Raw genomic sequence first — 16,408 nt, forward strand, 5'->3', positions numbered from 1 at the left:
GTCTCCGAACGGTCAGGCCGGGTGTACGGCGTCGACAATCCGCCCGTGCAGGAGCTCGTTCAGCGCCCATCGGGTGGTCTCGGTTTCGGGGTGATCGGTGCCCAGGGTGCGGTCGCGTCGCTCCAGGACTTGTCGGTAGATGGTCTCCGCCTCGCTTCGGCGGCCCTGACGTGCGATCGTCCAGGCGAGTTCGTGCAGGGTGAGCAGGACGTGGGGGTGGTCGGCCTCGAGCACCTGACGCAGGTCGAGAAGCTGGCGGTAGAGGGCCTCGGCCGCTGCCCATCTGCCCTGGCTGGCGGTGATCCACGCGAGCGCGTGCTGGGTCTGGAGGGTTTGTGGAGCGAGATCGGAAAGGACACGTCGCCGGTCGCGCAGGACGTCCTCGAAGATCGGTTGGGCTTCGTCGAGGCGGCCCTGCCGGGCGATCGCGTACGCCAGCTCGTGGCGCGTGGTCAGGGTGTCCCGCGAGTCCGGCCCGAGGTGGAGCAGGCAGTCGTGAAGGGTGTCCCGATAGCGTTGTTCAGCCTCGCCCCATCTGCCGAGCAGACTGGCGATCCACCCGGATTCGTGGCGGCTGCGGAGGGTGTCGGGGTGGTAGTCGCCGAGGACCCGCCCTCGGATGCTGAGCACCTCCTGGTAGATGCTCTCCGCTTGGGACAGATCGCCCCTGTTGGCGACGGTCCAGGCGAACTGGTGCCGGACGCCCAGCACCGCCGGGTGTTCCTCACCCAGTGCTGCACAGCGGTCGAGAGCGATCCGGCACAGCATGCCGGCGGCCCCGAACGCGCCGCTGTGGTTGAAGGCCCTGGCGACATCGGCGGTGGCGTCGGCCAGCAGGGCGAGGTGCTCGTGGTCTCCGTGTTCGGCGACGGCATCGAGCAGGGCCAGCAGGTGTTGGCTGAGCCGCCGATACTCCGGCCAGCATTCCGGCTGGCTGTGGCTGAGCTCCCGCAGTGCGTCGACCAGATGCGCGACTGCGGTCTGCCAGACCTCTGGTCCCGCGAGGCGGGCGCGGTGGGTGGCGGTGACGACGGGATGCAGGGTGATCGCGGCGGCGCCGCTCTGGATCAGACCCACACCTGTCAACCCGTCGAGCGCCTCTTGCAGGCCACTCATGGACAGCATGCGGGTCGGAATCGACTCGGGTGCGTAGCAGCTGGCCAGCCGCAGTAGCGTCCGGGCCTGGGGGATGCCCTGTTGAGCCAGCCCGTCCAGCGAGATCTCCGCAGTACGGTCCACCATGGTTCCCTCCCGGCTGCCGAGGGCCCGTTCGTAGGCGGCGAAGGTGTGCGACTGCGCGATCCCGGAGCCCAGGTAGGTCCCGGCCAGGTGAAGGGCGAGCGGCAGACCACCGATACGTCGCGCCAGGGCCAGGGCCTCGGTCTCGTCCCCGGCCTGCGGCGCGAGATCGCGGAGGACCTGCGCGGCGTCGACCTCACTCAGCTGACCGACCGCGAAGAGTCGGGCACCCACCCACATGCGTGCGTCGGTTTCCCGGCTTGTCACCACGACCAGGCCTCGCTGCGACGCCCGCACCCAGCCTTGGCCGTCCTGGATACCCGCCGGCGAGTCCGCCGCGGCAAGGATCCAGGGATCGTCGGCGTTGTCGATGACGAGCAGCCATCTTCTGGGTGAGCGTTCCAGCAGACGCCAGAGCCGGTCGGGGCCGTCAGACGCCCCGTTGGCGATCGATTCCAGGTCTGTGGTGGAGCCGCCGAGGTCGCTCATCACCCTGGTCAAACCCTCGAAGAAGCCAGCCGGATCGGCGGCGGAGACCCACCACAGCTGGCGGTCCCAGCTTCGCGCCCGTTCCGTCAGGGCAGCAGCCAACGTGGACTTTCCCGAACCGCCTGCCCCGACGAGCACGGCCGGACCGCCCGCTGCGGGTCGGCGTGCCAGGGTCAGCAACTCTTTTAGCAGGTCATGGCGTCCCCGCAGTTCCATCTGTGAGCGTCGCACCCCAGCAGAGGCGCGGTGTTCTCCCGTCTCCTCCACGACGTCGACTTCCCGGTCGATCCAGGCCCTCAGTTCGTCCAGGCCGCGCCTGAGGTCATACGGTGGGATCGCCTCTCCCCCGGCGGCACGGGCGCGTCGGTAGACCTCTGCGAACGTGAGCGGCATTCGCTCCTCGTTGTCGGTCATTACGCAGACTCCCAGTCTTTCTCGTCTTCGATGAACGGCACCAGGTGGCCGACGCTGGCTCTCAGCTGCAGACGTGCCTCTCGCAGATGGACGCGAACGGTGCTCGCCGCCAGCCCGAGGTGCTCGGCGGCGCGCTTGACATCCCATGCCTGACCCCAGACCAGGAACGCGACCATCCGCCGACGCGGTGGCATCTGTTCGATCGCCCTCCAGCAGTTGGCCAGGGCGATCGTCAGCGCCACGTGCTCGGCTGTCTCGTCGTCGGACGTAGGGGGCAACTCGGAGACATCGACGGCCAGATCGACCCGGTTCTGCTTTCTCCAAACATCGACTGCTTTGTTCCTGAGCACCTGACGTAGCCATCGTCTGCGCTCGTCGACACCGAGCGGCTCGACCTTCTCCCAGGCGCGGATGGCTTCGTGGAACGTGGTCTGGACCAGATCATGTGCATCGCCGGCCCGGATCCACGAACGCGAGTGGGCATACCGGTACAGGTCCTCGGCCTCATGCAGGTAGAGCTGTTCGATCTGCTCGACCTGGGCTCTGGTGAGCTTTGGCCGGGACTCGACGGACCCCACATCACGTCCCTGGTTGCTGTCGGTGCCGATCTGCCGCGGCATTCCAGATCAGCCGGACAGTCTGCACGCCCGTCGCGTTCCAGCACTCGAGCCGGACTGTGAGAGCGGCGCGGGTCGGGGTGACCAGGCTGCCTCGCGCCTGCCACTCGGCGAGCATGCTCATCGCGGTGCAGACGGCCAGCATGCCCGCCATCAGGGTGGTCGACTGCCAGGGCAGGGGGCCCGCAGTCAGGGCGGTCAGTACCGCCCATGCTCCGTGCTTGGGCAATGTCATCATCACAACCCACTGTCGTGCGGGACCCCGTTCGCGTTTGGTCGTCCCCACGAGAACCACCGATGCCTTCGCATCGGTGGCCACAGGGATCGACCGACAGCGTTGCCAGCGTCGCGGGTCGTGGCCTACCAGGTGGCGCCGAGGACTGGAAGGGCTCCCTCGGTCAGGATGTGACTCGCCTTGTCGACGCGCCGGACACGGCGCTCACTCCCGCCCGGACGGCTTGTACGCGATGACGAGTTCCCAGGTGCCCGGCAGCACTGCCACGTCCTGGAAGCCGACCTCGGTGAGCAGCTTGGTGTAGAAGTCCGCCTCGCGGAGTCGACTGACGCTGCTGTCGACGCCGATCAGGAAGTAGCTCCAGAAGAACTGCATGGCCAGCCGGTCCGGGGTGCGGAACTCCTCGCAGATCAGGATCAGCCCGCCCGGGTCCAATGCCGCGTACGCCTGCTGGACCAGTTCGCGGGCCACCGCGTTCGGCCAGTCGTGCAGGACCCGGACGAAGGACAGCGCATCGTAACCGCGCGGTAGGGGTTCGACGAAAAAGTCGCCGCCGACGAAGCCGAGCCGGTCGGCGTGGCCACGGGCGTCGCGGGTGGCGGCCACCAGTGGTGCCACCGCCGGCAGGTTGTACACGTCGGCCCGCAGGTCCGGCGCGGTGTCGAGGATGTGTGCGGCGAGGGTTCCGTCACCGCCGCCGACGTCCAGCAGCCGGTGGCGGTCCGACCAGAGTCGATCCGAGTGCCGGCGTACCGTCTCGATCGCCGGTCCCAGCCCGAGGGCCATGCTGCGCTCAAACTCGGCGGTCTGTTCGGCTGTCTTCGGTGGCCAGGCGAACCCGTCGTCGATGCTGACCTCACCGCGCAGGCTCTCGGCCAGTCGGCCGTGCAACTGCCGCCACGGGTAGCGGTCTCTGTCCCGCTCGGTGGCGTCGGGACCGACCACCGCGTTGACCGCGTCCCGCAGTCCCGGTACGGCGCGGTAGCTGGTCGCGCCGATGTCGTCGTCGGGCTCGTCGCGGGTCAGCAGGCCGAGGCTCTCGATGCAGTCGAGGAATTTGTACAGCCGTAGCGGAAGCACCCCGAACCGGGTGGCCAACGCGTCGAGGCGGACCGGTCCGGCCTCCAGCGCGTCGAGCAGTCCCAGGTCGAGTGCCGTGTGCAGCACGTCCGTGGCCTTGGGGCCGTTGACGAGCAGGCTCATCAACGCCCGGGGCGAGAGGGTGACGGTCACCGGTGCAGCTCCTCTTCCAGCGCATCCATGAACAGGTCGATCTCGTCGAGGGTGTTGTAGACATGCGGGCCGACCCGCAGGTAGCCGCGCCAGCTGCAGATCACGTCCCGGGCGGCCAGCCGCTGCTTGACGGCCTCACCGTCGGGGACGTCCAGGCACACCACGCCGCCTCGCCGCGCGCTGTCGGTGGGGCTGACCACCGTGATGCCGGCGGCGTCGGCCCGGTCCAGCAGCCGCCCGGTGAGCGCCAGCGAGTGCCGCCGGATGGCGTCGGCTCCCACGTCGAGCAGCAGGTCCAGGCCGACCTGGGAGATCAGGGAGGTCAGTGGGTACGGTGTGCCGCCGGCGAAGCGACGGATGCCGGGCGCCCAGCCGGGCGACGGTCGGAACGTCAACGCGCGGTCGCCGGCCTGCCAGCCGGTGGCCGCCGGAGTCAGCAGCGGCACCAGGTCCGGCCGGACGTAGAGGAACGCGGTGCCGGCGCCGCACAGCCACTTGTGGGATCCGCCCAGGACGACGTCGACGCCGAGCGCGGTGACGTCCAACGGCACCACCCCGACGGTCTGGAAGGCGTCCACCACCACCAGCGCACCGACCTGGTGGGCTCGGGTCACCAGCCGGGACAGGTCGACGGTGGCGCCGGAGGTGAAGCTGGCGTGCGGCACGCACACCAGCAGCGTCCGCTCGTCGATCCGGGCTTCCAGCGCGTCCTGGTCGAGGTGGGGGCCGCCGGTGCCGACCACGTCGAGCTGCGCGCCGTATCGGCCGTACGCCCGGAAGATGAACGGCACCGTCGGGTAGTCGAGATCCGTGATCACCACCCGGTTGCGGGGCGGGCGGTAGTCGAAACAGGACGCCACCCGGGCCAGGAAGGTGCTCAGGTTCGCGTCGGTGAGCACGCTGCCCGGCGGCGCGCCCAGCAGGGTGGCCACCGAGTCGGCGTACCGGTCGAGGCCGATGTGCCAGTCCTGCCAGACGTCGTCGCGCCAGGTGCGTAGGGTCTCCCAGTAGTCGTGCAGTACCGTCTCCACGCCTCTCGGCACGACGCCGGTGGAGTTGCTGTTCAGGTAGACGCAGCTCGCGAGCAGGGGGAACTCCGCGCGCAGGGCGGCGTGTGCGGCGGCGTCGAGACACCGGGGGCTCTGCTCGGGCTGGCTCACGCGCACCGCCTCTCGTTCTGCTCGGGCGTGGCGGCGTCGGTGGTCACGGCGGCGAAGACCGGTGCGGTGCTGACCGCCGCCAGGTAGGGCGTGCCCTCGGTGTAGCCCGTGCCGGACCGGGCACCGAGCATCCGCACCGCGACCCGCAGATGGGTACGACGCCACTGCGTCAGGGCACCGGCGAACGTGGCCATCCGCCGTGCCACCAGGACGGCGTCCGCCCCGGTGAGCCGGCCGTCGGCAACCGCCCGCCGGTACGTCTGGTCCACCGTCGGCTGGCCGTCGCGGACCCGGGCCTGCACCTCCGGCACCGACTGGTAGGCGACCGAGTCCAGCCGGCCCACCTCGGGCGTACGACACAGCGACTCGACCAGCTTGTAGGAGCGGGACTGGATCGCGCTGGCGCCCTCGGTGTACTGCCGGAAGGTGCGGAACGATTCCGGTTGCATGGTGGCCAGCAGGGAGAAGAGGGGCCCTGCGGTGCGCAGCAGGTCACCCGCGTAGCCGAGCCGGTCGGCGGCGGTGGCCGGCGTGTTTCCCGCCAGGGCCGTCACTGCCGCGCGAAGTTCCTCGGCGACGCCGGCGAAGATGCACTCGTACGCCTGGAGCACCCGGATGAACAGGTACTCGTCGTGCGTCACATGCACCGGCAGCATGCTCAGCCGCATTGACGGGTCTCCCGGGGAGACCAGCTCACGGGCGACGGCGAGCAGGCGGGCCGTGGCAGCGGCCGGGGTGCCCGCGCCGACCGCCTCGACCACCCCGAGACGAGCCAGCGCAGGGGCGACGGCTCGCACCCCTAGCCGGCACCGTTTGGCCACCAGCACCGGCCCGGGCCTCTCCTGGGGAAGCAGCCCGGTGGTGTGCGCGGCGGCGGCCAACTCGAAAGCCAGCGTGTCGGCGACCAGGCGGACGAGGAGCCGGTCCCGGGCCCGCCGCCCGTCACCGGCCTCCACTGTGGGCGGATGGTCGGCGGAATCCGGTAGTCGAAGCAGCCGCAGAGCCAGGTAGCTGCGATAGTCGTAGCGGCCGTCCCACTTGTCGAGTGCGATGTCCAGGAAGTCGGTCAGCTGCCGGGTCGCGGCGTCGCCGGTGGTGGTGGCCCGGCCGGCCACTGCTTGCCGGGCGCTGTCGAGCAGGGCGAGGCAATCCTTTTCGACAAAGTGTTTACCGAGCCGGTGAAATTCGGCAAGCACCGGCGAGTAGGGAAAACTGTGCGGTTCACTCGGGCCGGACAACCAGGAAGTCAACGCACGCACATGCCACCCCTCAAAACGTGAAAATACGAATACGCTGCCGTCGACCGCAGATGCTGAGTTGAGCAGGGTTATTCGTTGGTGGTGAGGCTCGTCCGCGCCTGCCACAACTCGGGAAAGAATCGGTGTCCGGCGAGTTTCGCCAGCATGTTCGCCGCGCTGCCGGGGCTGCCGGCGGGCCGATGGCCGCCAATTCGCAGTGCCACCTGGTAGTGGCGGACCCGCCACACCGACACCCGTTCGTCCCACTCCACCATCGCCTCGGCGAGCCGGTGCAGCGGTTCCGCCGGATCGGTCGGGCACAGTGCCGTGGCCGTGATGCCGCGGGTGGCGAGCTGCTCGTCGAACGCCCGACCGAGCTTTCGGCTGGCCCCCTGGACGTCGCGCCAACCAGGTGATTCTGCACCGGAGCCGTTGCCCAGCGCTGGTTGCATCGCCTGGAAATCCACTGGTGACAGGTATCGCAACATCTCCAACTGGTCGGTGATCAAGCGGACGGCGAGCGTCGCCCGGACCAGGAACGCCTCCGCCGCCGCCAGCCGCCCCGCAGCCACCTGTGCGGTCGCCTCCGCCAACTCCGCCGCCGCCAGTTTGAGCCACAACTCGGTCGACTGATGCACCACCTGGAAAAGCAGTTCGTCGCGATGTATGACCTCGTCCGGCGACCGCTGCAAACCGAGCAGCGCGTCGATACGCATGTAGCGCGCATAGTCCGTAGCGCCCTGACCTGGCAGGACAGGCGAATGGTCGTGCTTCACGGAATAGCCCTCCGTCTGGGCGCTGGCGCCGAGATCAACGTCGTGTACCGGCGGTCATCATCCAACGACGAACGGCAATGCACCAGCCCCTTGGTTGCGATGAGTTTCGGATCAATCAACTCACCGTGATTTGCGCCACCCACCCCGTCGGCACCCACGTGATACCGCTGACGTGCGTCGATGCGATGGCGTTGCCGCTCTGGCTCACCTTGCGGCGGGAGCGGATCCGATGGTGACCACGCGCGCCCACTGCGGCGGTGAGTCCGGCACGTGGTCGGGGTCGTCCTCGTCCCACCGCCTGGCCCGCGGAAACAGCCCCACCACGGTCCGACACGGCGGGCGTGACGTCGGCCAGGGTGTCTGCCCGTCGGTCAGTACGACGATGACATCCGGGCCCGGCCTGTCGCGCAGTGCCCTGGCGAAACCGGCGCGCAGGTCGGTCCCGCCACCACCGATCAGGGGGATGTCCTCGGCTTGACACGTTGCGCGTACGACCTGGGGTGCCGCGTCACAGGGCAGCACGCTGACCAGGTCGCGGCGGCCACCCACGGCCCGGGAGATCGCGGCGACCTCGAGCAGAGCGCTGCCGAGTTCGGCGTCGCTGACCGAGCCGGAGGTGTCGATGACGACGCATACCCGTGGTGGCCGGCGTCGCAGCGCCGGCAGGACCACGCCGGGTGTGCCGGCGGAGCGCCGCGACGGCCGCCCGTAGGTGTAGTCCTCCCCCACACCGGGCGCGGATACCGCCGAGCGGACCGCGGCTCCCAGGAGTTCCCGCCACGGCTGCGGTGGGTGGAACGCCCGTTCCGCCCACCGTCGCCAGCCCTGGGGGACGTTTCCGGGTCGACCGGTGATGCCCTCGGCCACCCGGAACCGCACCGCGTCCCGTTCCTGCGGGCTCAGGGCGTGCGCGCCGTCCGGCCCGAGGTCCCACTGCCGGTGCAGTCCGTCGGCGCCGCTGCCGCAGTCCAGCCAGGCCAGATGCTGGAGGCGCGGCCCGAGCCGGAACTGCCGCAGATAGGCCTCCATCAACTGGCCCGCGGGCAGCAGCAGGTCACCGGGCTCGACGGCGCCTTCCGGGCGGGCGAGCCCGTCGCCGAAGATGTCGTCGTTGATCTCGCAGTCCGCGGCGATGTTCATCCTCAGCCGCTCCCCCGGCCCGGTCAGCCCCTGTTCCCGTGCCACCCGATCGCTGCGCCCGTGGTGGTCACGCAGCAGATGCGAGACCTCGTGCACCCACACTCCGGCGAGTTCCTCCACGGGTGTCCGGTCCACGAACCTCGGCGAGACGTAGCACCGCCAGTGCGGATCCACCGCCATCGTCGGCACCCACCGGGACTCGACCACGTGCAGGGCGAACAATGCCGTCGCCAGGTACGGCCGGACCCGGGCGGCGTGCAGCCGGGCGGTGAAGAGCTTGTCCCGGTCCAGTGTCCCGGCCTGGCCGGTGCTCATCGGCCGGTCCCCGCGACCGCCGCGACCCGGGCCGCCGTCCGGTCGGCCCGCCGGGACACCGAGACCGCCCCGGCGAGTTGCTCGATCGACGCGGGCACGTCCCAGCCTTCCTGACGCAGCCGGGCGAGCGTGGACGCGGGCACCACCACCAGATCCGGGGCACCTGTCTGCAGCGCGCGGACCAGCACGTCCCAGGCCGCGTCCCAGCGGGCCCGCTCCGGACGTCGGCGTACCGCCTCCACCACGGCGTCGAGCACGGCCTGACGCAGGTCGCCCCGCTCGGGCAGCACGGCGGCGTCCGGGTCGGCGAGCAGCACCTCGGGGTCGGGAAGGTTCATCCGATCCAGGCTGGCCAGCAGCTCCAGTCCGGGACCGTCACCGACGGCACCTCGGACCAGCAACGACAGCACCTCCCGAGAGGAGCCGGCTGCGGTCGCGAAGGCGATCAGGCGCAGCGTCATCTCCCAGCTGCGCGGTGACGGCCACGGGCCGCCCCGACCGGCCTCACCGGTGGGCAGCCGGTGCACGAGCGCCGGGCGTGCCGACAGCAGCCCGCACACGGCACGGCGTGCGAAGGTGACGGCCTCCGGCAGCCGCTGCGGATCGAGCCGGGGCAGCACGGCCCGGGGCCAGGTCCCGCCCAGCCCGCGTACGACGGTCTCGTGGTCGTGGGTCCACTGCAGATGGACGAAGCGGTTCGCCAGCGGCGGGCTCAGCTCCCAGCCGTCGGCGGCCGAGGATCGCGGATTGGCCGCCGCCACGATGCGGACTCCGGCCGGCAGGCGCAAGCTGCCGATCCGGCGTTCCAGCACCAGACGGAGCAGGGCTGCCTGCACCGCCGGCGGGGCGGTCGACAGTTCGTCCAGGAACAACAGTCCTCGGCCGGCGCGAACCAGGCGCACCGCCCAGTCCGGTGGTGCCATCGGCACGCCCTGGTGCGCCGGGTCATCGCCGACGACGGGCAGCCCCGCGAAGTCGGACGGCTCGTGGACACTGGCGATCACCGTCGTGAGCGGCAGGTCCAGGGATGCGGCGAGCTGGGTCAGCGCGGCGGTCTTGCCGATTCCCGGCTCGCCCCACAGCAGCACCGGCAGGTCGGCGGCCACAGCCAGGGTCAGCGCCTCCAGCTGCGGGTCGCAGCGGATCTCGGTGCTGGTGTCGGCCAGCAGCGTGAGCAGGTCGGCGGCGACGTCGAGTTGCGGCATCGGGGTGGGGTCGATCGAGGTACGGGTGGAAGACATGTGTGATCACCTTGTCAGGTCGTCATGGCTCGGCCCTGGGCCGAGTGAGGAGGAAAAGCGGTCCCGCCGGTCAGCGGGCGATCGCGTGACGTGGGTGCGAGCGGCGGGCCCGCTTGGGCTGCCAGTCCCGGGAGCAGGTGGCAGGTCCCGACCCGATCAATCCGGCGCGGAACAGCCCGTACGTGATCCGCCGCGACGCGGCGTTCTCCAGTTCCTTCCGCAGCTCCCCGTGGCGCAGCAGCGCATCGGGTCCGAGGAGGGCCTCGACGGCGGCCAGCGCGCCGGCCGTGTCGCCGTGGTCCAGTCGGGCACGGATGTCGGGGAGACACTGCGGGCTGCGGTGCGCCTCGTCGATTGCCTGCAGGCAGGCCAGCGGGGTGCCGGTCAGCGCGGCCAGCAACTCCTCCCGGCGGATCTCCGCCGGGTCGTGGTCAAGGGGTGTGAGCACACCGTCCACCAGGCCGATGCGGTGCCAGACGCCCCGGCAGGCCACGAGACGGGGCGCTGCTTCCGGGCCCGGAGACGTCGGCGTGACCCTCGGTCGGTGACCGGGCGCGAGCGCGGCGGCCACCAGCGGGTGCAGCCGGTCGACCTCGATCAACCCATGACGCAGCAGTTCCACATCAGGTGGCGTCCAGGTCGCCGCGTCGGGCAGCACCGGCACGCCGGGGACACCACCGGCCCGTGCGGCCCTGCCGAGGCGCGCCGCAGGCGGGTGTACGTCCGTGCTCGCCGCAGCGACGTCCACGACCAGACGACGCCGAGGGCCGAGCCGCACCACCACCGAGCCGTTGGTGCGGCCCTCCTGTCGGAGCAGCAACGTCGCCTCGGCCGCCCACCGGTCCACCGCGTAACCACGTTCCCGCAACGCGTCCCACGGCGGGTCGGGGCGCACCGTGTTGTGGGAGGCCGACGGCAGCAGGCCCGAACGGGCGCGCAACTCGTCGGTTCTCCGCGCATCCCACAGGTGACGATGCAGGTCCAGACGGAAGCGACGGTCCGGGCGCGGATGCGGATGCGAGCTGTCGGTCCTGTCGGGGAATCCGGCGGCCCACAACGCCAGGCTGATCCGCTGGCCCGCATCCGCCCAGGCCGGTGGAGTCCGGGCGACCAGGTGCACCGCCTCGGCACCGTCGTGTTCCGCCGGGCCGTACCGGGTCAGCGAGATGGTCACGCCCGGGCGCAGCAGTCCGTCAGGGGCGATCCTCGGCATGTGCCAGCGCAGCAGGTCCGGCGCGAGGTGACGGAGATCGGTCCGCAGCCGGGTGGCCAGTTCCCGGCCGTGAATACGGGCAACGGCGCGCAGGTCCAGGTCGACATCGACGCGGGCGGCGGCGCACGCCCCGGCCCAGTCACCGACGTGACGACGCGCAGTCGCGGCTTCGATCATGGACGGCGGTACGGCGTACTCACGTACGCGCCGCCAGAGGGAGAGACGGGAATCCGCGTTCGCGGTCGGGGAGCGCATCAGCACTCACCTTGTGCGAACCGGGCCCCCAATCTGAGAGAAGGTTTCATCGCGGCGGAGCATAACGTCCGCCGCGGGCTACGCCAAGACCCGATGTCGATCCGGGCACTGCTGCCCGACCCGCCCGCCGCACACCCGTCGCTCTCCTGTCGGGACGGCGTCGCCTACGGTGCGATCGTGAGGCGGGTGATCGAGTCACCCTCCAGGGTGAACAGGTAGTGCAGGTCCGCCGAGCCGCCCGGGAAGTTCCCCTCCAGATGCTGCAACACATCGAACTGTGCTGCACCGATCCGGTGAGCGCCGACGAATTCCGTGGTGTATGTGTACTGGCTGCCGGCGTTGCTCAGCCAGCTCCTGATCTCGTCGCGGCCCCGGTAGGTGTGGCCCTCGTCCGTCACCACCGCGTCTGCGGCGAACGCGCGCACGGCGGTCTCGGTGTTCCGGGCTTCGTGGGCGCGAAGGTACGCGGTGATCACGGTCGGCAACTCGGCCCAGGTGAGGGCGGTTTCTCGGTCTGGTGTCATGGTCATACTCCCAACGGTGGGGTCTCCCCCGGCGAGAAGGTCAAGTGCGCCGCTGCGGCTGGCGTCAGCCGGAAGTGAGTCGGAACACCGGCCACCCGATCTCGGTACGCCACCGCCGGGCGTCCCCGGTGTCGCGGGGACCCGCCAGGTACGTCTCGTGGACGGGCCCGTCGATACCCAGGGCATGTGAGACGACCCAGTCCCCCAGCCGGCCGTAGGTGACGTCGATGTCGTCGTGCGGGCCCGCGTGCACGGCCACGGCCAGGTCGGTCGCCGGGAACTCGACAACCTCCATCCGGCCGCCGTCGTGCGGGCTGCGGACCGGTCGGAAGACGGTCATGACGCCGACGCCGTCGGTGAACAGTTCGTTGGCGTACCGGCCACCGGACGGCCCGGCGCGTTCGGCCGGCGGGAAGGCGGCATCCAGCTCGTCCATGGCCGTGTCGAACCAGGCGAGCGAATCCTCGATCCGGACCGTCGCGCTGATGGCGACCACGGTCCGCGCAGGCACGGAACGCAGCTCGACGTCGAGTGTCGCGGCGTCCGGTTGCAGCAGCTGGCGCAGGGACACCACCGCCGCGCGCGTACGGTCGAGCTCGGCCTCGAGCCGGCGCAGGTGACCCGCGATGAGCTCGGCGCGCTGGTGCGGATCGCCGGTCGTGATGATCGACCTGACTTCGGCAAGCGGCACGTCGAGCTCACGGAGCCGATGGATGACCTGCGCCGTCGCGATCTGGTCGGGCAGGTAGTACCGATAGTTCGTGTGCGGATCCACAGTCGCCGGCACCAGCAGCCCGGACTCGTGATAGCGCCGCAGGGTCCGTACGCTCAGCCGCGTCACGGTGGCGAACTCGCCGATGGTCAAGCCCTTGCGCAACGTCACGGTGTCATCCTCGCGCCTCCCCCGGGGAGAGGGTCGACATTCGGCGTTTCGACGGTCTCCCGCGCGGTCGCCGACCGGGCAGCAGTCGCCGTACCCCGACGGCCGGTCAGGCGGCCGGGAAGTCGGCTCCCCGGGACAGCGCTTCGCAGGCGCGGATGTCGTCGAGATTGCGTTCGAGCGTGGCGACGGCCGTGTCGAATCCGTCGCTGCCGAGCACGAGTCGGTGCGGGGGCGTGGCCTGGGCCATCGCGGCGATCACCGCCTGCACTCCGCGTTGCGGGTCACCGGGCTGCTTACCGTCCTGATCGATCATGGCGGCGCGTACCTGCTCCAACATCGGCAGGTACGCCGGGATGGTCTCCGCGACGGCTTCGTCGGCGAAGCCGGCATAGGCGCGGGTACGGAAGGCACCCGGTTCCACCGCCAGCACCTGGATGCCCAGCGGCGCGACCTCCCCGCGCAGCACCTCGGTGATGGCTTCGAGCGCGAACTTGGCGGCGCTGTAGTACCCGAATCCCTCGATACCGCGCAGCCCGGCCACCGAGGACATGGTGATGATCCACCCACTGCCTCGGGCGCGCATTCCGGGCAGGGCCGCCCGGATGACCGAGAGCACGGCAAAGAAGTTCAACTCGAACATGCGTCGGACGTCGGCGTCCGCCATGCCCTCGATCGACCCGAACCAGCCGCGTCCGGCATTGTTGACAAGCACATCGATGCCACCGAAACGTTCTTCGGCAGCACGCACGGCCTGCTCGACGGCCTCGGTATCGGTGACGTCCATGGGCAGGATCAGGACGCGGTCGCCGTATCGCCGGGCCCACGAGTGCAGCTCGTCGGGCCGCCTCGTCGTCACCGCCACCTGATCGCCGTTGTCGAGGGCGGCCTCTGCGTACGCGATGCCGAACCCGCCTGGGGTGCCTCCGGTGACAAACCACGTCTTCATGCTCATTCCACTCCCCCGTTGACGGCATCGGACGCTGGCTGGTCGGCGTCAGATTGCCTGGTGAACTCGCGCGTTCACCCGATCCTGAACGCTCCCCGTGCGGGAGGGTCCAGGGTTTCGATGTGGTCCGCGAGCCGGGCGGCCCCGGTGAGCAGGGCACGGCCGCGCGCGGTGAGTTGGTCCCGCCACTGGCGCAGCGACGCGGCGAGCGGTTCGGCACCACCGGCTTCGCGTACCCGACGCAGCACGTCGGCGATGTGGTCGAGCCGGTAGCCGCCGCGACGCAGCAGGTGCGCGAGTTCGGCGTCGCGGACATCGTCTGCTGAGTAGACGCGGTAGCCGGTGGCCACGTCGCGCACCGGCTGCAGAATGCCGGCCCGCTCCCACTTGCGCAGGGTCGCCGGTCGTACGCCGAGCCGGTGGGCCAGCACACTGATCGGTACGGCGGTGCGGCGCTGCGGTTGCGGCGGCGAGCCGGTGAGCACGGCGACGGCCGCCTCGACCGCGTCGAGGGTGTCCCGGTCGCGTTGCAGCAGCTCATGGCTGTGGTCGATGGTGCGCAGTGCCGCGTCGATGTCGCCACGGTTGACGGCCCGCATGATGTCGCCGCTGGCCGCGTAGCCGTGGCCGGGGATCAGCGCGAGGTAGGCGCTCAGCGCGGTGGCGTGCACCTCGGTGAACCGGCGGTAGCCGGTCGGGCTGCGCTCGGCCGGCGGCAGGACGCCATCTCGTTCGTAGTTGCGTACCGCCTGCGCGGACAGCCCGTGACGGCGGGCGAGGTCGACCGGTCGGCGTACACCCGGGTTGGAGGGTTTCGGGACGGTCACCGTGCTCCATCGGTTGAAAGCCTCAATCGGTGGTTCAACGATACGGTTGATGCAATGACGTCGCTTCTCGACCTGTTTGCCGTACCGCCGTCCCTGCTCGCGCTCGGTGAGCCGACGCACGGCGAATCCGCCTTCCTCCAGATCCGCAACGAGGTCTTCCTCTCGCTGGCCGAGCACGGCTACCGGTCGATCGCGTTGGAGAGCGACCGGGCTGCCGGGCTGATCGCCGACGACTTCGTGCAGGGCTCCGCCGCCGTCCCGCTCGACCGTGCGCTCGCCGAGGGGTTCAGTCACGGGTTCGGTGCCGCCCCGGCCAACCGTGACCTGCTGCTGCGGATGCGCGAATGGAACGCCGGGCGGCCGGCTGCCGAACGCCTGACGTTCCACGGCTTCGACGCCCCGTTGGAACTGGAGGGTGCCCCCAGTCCACGGCGTCACCTGGTCCGGGTGTGTGAGTTCCTCGACCTGGACCGATCGGCGGAGATCGACGACCTGGTCGGCGACGAGGCGCGCTGGAGCGACCCGGCAGCGATCTGGGAGCCGGGCAGGTCGATCGGGGGTTCGGCCGACGCCCAGCGCCTGCGGGTGATCGCCGACGACCTGCTGACCGAGTTGTACCTGCAGGCACCCCGTCGACCTGAGGGCTGGCAGGCGGCGTTCGTCCACGCCATGTCCGCCGTCGCGGTGCTGCGCTACCACGCCGCAGCCGCCGCACCACTGACCCAGGAGGCACGCTTCGCCCGCCTGGCCGGAGTCCGGGACGCGCTGATGGCCGAGAACCTGCTCGCGATCCGGTCGGTGGAGGCACACCGCGGACCCACAGTGGTCTTCGCGCACAACACGCACCTTCAGCGCCAGTTGAGCACGATGACGATGGCCGGAACGGACCTGTCGTGGGCCGGTGCCGGCGCGATCGTTTCCTCGCTGCTGGGCGACCGGTACGCGGTGATCGTCGGAAGCCTCGGCGCGAGCCCCGCACTCGGCATCGAAGCGCCCGCCCTGTCGACCTACGAAGGCAGACTCCAGCAGGACACCGGGCTTCCCCGGTACGTCCGGGCGTCCGACATCGAACCGGCCGAGCGCAGAACGCACGACTACCGCTACTTCCCCCTCGATGACGCCACCGTCGCCCACGCCGACGCGGTGCTGCACATCCCGACCGGCGTCGGCGCGGCCACGCTCGCCGAGCGGATCCTCGCGCTGCCCGGCGTCGAGCAGGTCGTGGCGAGCCAGGAGAACGGATCACCCGAGGTCGCCTGGGGCGACCGGTTCTTCCACGTCGGCGCGGACCGTCGCCAACCGTTCGCCACCATCGTCGAACACGACGTGCCCGGCTTCGACGAAGCGTCCCAACTCGACCGTCCCGGCGTCTTCCGCCTCAACCTCGACCTCGGCCGCGCCGAGTTCGAGCGCCGGTTCGGCTTCCCACCCAAGGACTTCGAGGAACACCGGCACGAGTTCGACTTCGCCCGGCTGGACACCGTCGTGCCGCACCCGGGCTACGCCCTGCACGGCTTCGCCAGCATCGTCATGCCCGGCCCGCACCTGCTGCCCGAGGTCGACCAGCTCCTCGCCGTCGCGCACGCCCGAGCGGTCGACCGCCACGAACGCGCCGTACGCCGGGCGGCGGGCCAGCAGGAGTGAGGCCGCGAGCGGTACCGGC

At 70.6% G+C, this 16,408-nt stretch carries 15 protein-coding genes; 1 reads left to right on the plus strand and 14 read right to left on the minus strand.

Annotated features, from left to right (window positions below; genetic code table 11):
• Positions 1-12: 12 nt before the first annotated feature.
• The 14 genes from VAB18032_RS17015 to VAB18032_RS17080 form a co-directional block, all read right to left on the minus strand.
• Positions 13-2,121 (minus strand): tetratricopeptide repeat protein, encoded by a 2,109-nt coding sequence (locus VAB18032_RS17015; protein ID WP_158309503.1) that lies wholly within the window; start codon positions 2,119-2,121, stop codon positions 13-15.
• Positions 2,122-2,141: 20 nt separating this feature from the next.
• Entirely contained in the window at positions 2,142-2,762 is a 621-nt protein-coding gene (locus VAB18032_RS17020) for an RNA polymerase sigma factor (protein ID WP_013734113.1), read from the minus strand.
• On the minus strand, positions 2,722-2,994 hold the full coding sequence (locus tag VAB18032_RS17025) for a hypothetical protein (RefSeq protein WP_148272299.1): 273 nt from the start codon (positions 2,992-2,994) through the stop codon (positions 2,722-2,724). Before VAB18032_RS17025 ends, VAB18032_RS17020 begins: the two co-directional genes overlap by 41 nt.
• A 204-nt stretch (positions 2,995-3,198) precedes the next feature.
• Positions 3,199-4,227 carry a methyltransferase gene (locus tag VAB18032_RS17030; RefSeq protein WP_013734115.1) on the minus strand — a complete coding sequence of 343 codons (1,029 nt, stop codon included), beginning with the start codon at positions 4,225-4,227 and terminating at the stop codon, positions 3,199-3,201.
• On the minus strand, positions 4,224-5,387 hold the full coding sequence (locus VAB18032_RS17035) for an aminotransferase class V-fold PLP-dependent enzyme (protein ID WP_148272300.1): 1,164 nt from the start codon (positions 5,385-5,387) through the stop codon (positions 4,224-4,226). The genes VAB18032_RS17030 and VAB18032_RS17035 overlap by 4 nt, the downstream gene beginning before the upstream one ends.
• Entirely contained in the window at positions 5,384-6,646 is a 1,263-nt protein-coding gene (locus VAB18032_RS17040; protein WP_050814619.1) for a tryptophan 2,3-dioxygenase family protein, read from the minus strand. The genes VAB18032_RS17035 and VAB18032_RS17040 overlap by 4 nt, the downstream gene beginning before the upstream one ends.
• Positions 6,647-6,714: 68 nt before the next feature.
• Positions 6,715-7,401, minus strand: coding sequence for a tryptophan 2,3-dioxygenase family protein (locus VAB18032_RS17045; protein ID WP_043721074.1), 687 nt, complete (start codon positions 7,399-7,401; stop codon positions 6,715-6,717).
• 204 nt (positions 7,402-7,605) lie between these two features.
• Entirely contained in the window at positions 7,606-8,856 is a 1,251-nt protein-coding gene (locus VAB18032_RS17050) for a vWA domain-containing protein (RefSeq protein WP_013734119.1), read from the minus strand.
• Positions 8,853-10,097, minus strand: coding sequence for an AAA family ATPase (locus tag VAB18032_RS17055; protein ID WP_013734120.1), 1,245 nt, complete (start codon positions 10,095-10,097; stop codon positions 8,853-8,855). Before VAB18032_RS17055 ends, VAB18032_RS17050 begins: the two co-directional genes overlap by 4 nt.
• 70 nt (positions 10,098-10,167) lie before the next feature.
• Positions 10,168-11,565 (minus strand): hypothetical protein, encoded by a 1,398-nt coding sequence (locus VAB18032_RS17060; RefSeq protein ID WP_013734121.1) that lies wholly within the window; start codon positions 11,563-11,565, stop codon positions 10,168-10,170.
• A 164-nt stretch (positions 11,566-11,729) separates the two neighbouring features.
• Entirely contained in the window at positions 11,730-12,095 is a 366-nt protein-coding gene (locus VAB18032_RS17065) for a nuclear transport factor 2 family protein (RefSeq protein ID WP_043721079.1), read from the minus strand.
• Between the two features lie 58 nt (positions 12,096-12,153).
• Complete coding sequence (locus VAB18032_RS17070; RefSeq protein WP_013734123.1) at positions 12,154-12,972, minus strand: MerR family transcriptional regulator; 819 nt, start codon at positions 12,970-12,972, stop codon at positions 12,154-12,156.
• Positions 12,973-13,078: 106 nt separating this feature from the next.
• On the minus strand, positions 13,079-13,918 hold the full coding sequence (locus VAB18032_RS17075) for an SDR family NAD(P)-dependent oxidoreductase (protein ID WP_013734124.1): 840 nt from the start codon (positions 13,916-13,918) through the stop codon (positions 13,079-13,081).
• A 74-nt stretch (positions 13,919-13,992) separates the two neighbouring features.
• Complete coding sequence (locus VAB18032_RS17080; RefSeq protein WP_043721082.1) at positions 13,993-14,745, minus strand: TioE family transcriptional regulator; 753 nt, start codon at positions 14,743-14,745, stop codon at positions 13,993-13,995.
• Positions 14,746-14,799: 54 nt separating this feature from the next.
• On the opposite strand from VAB18032_RS17080, the gene VAB18032_RS17085 reads away from it, so the two are divergent.
• Positions 14,800-16,389, plus strand: coding sequence for a DUF6194 family protein (locus tag VAB18032_RS17085; protein ID WP_013734126.1), 1,590 nt, complete (start codon positions 14,800-14,802; stop codon positions 16,387-16,389).
• Positions 16,390-16,408: the final 19 nt, after the last annotated feature.

Origin of the sequence: Micromonospora maris AB-18-032 (assembly GCF_000204155.1) — a bacterium.
GTDB classification, from domain to species: Bacteria; Actinomycetota; Actinomycetes; order Mycobacteriales; family Micromonosporaceae; genus Micromonospora; species Micromonospora gifhornensis.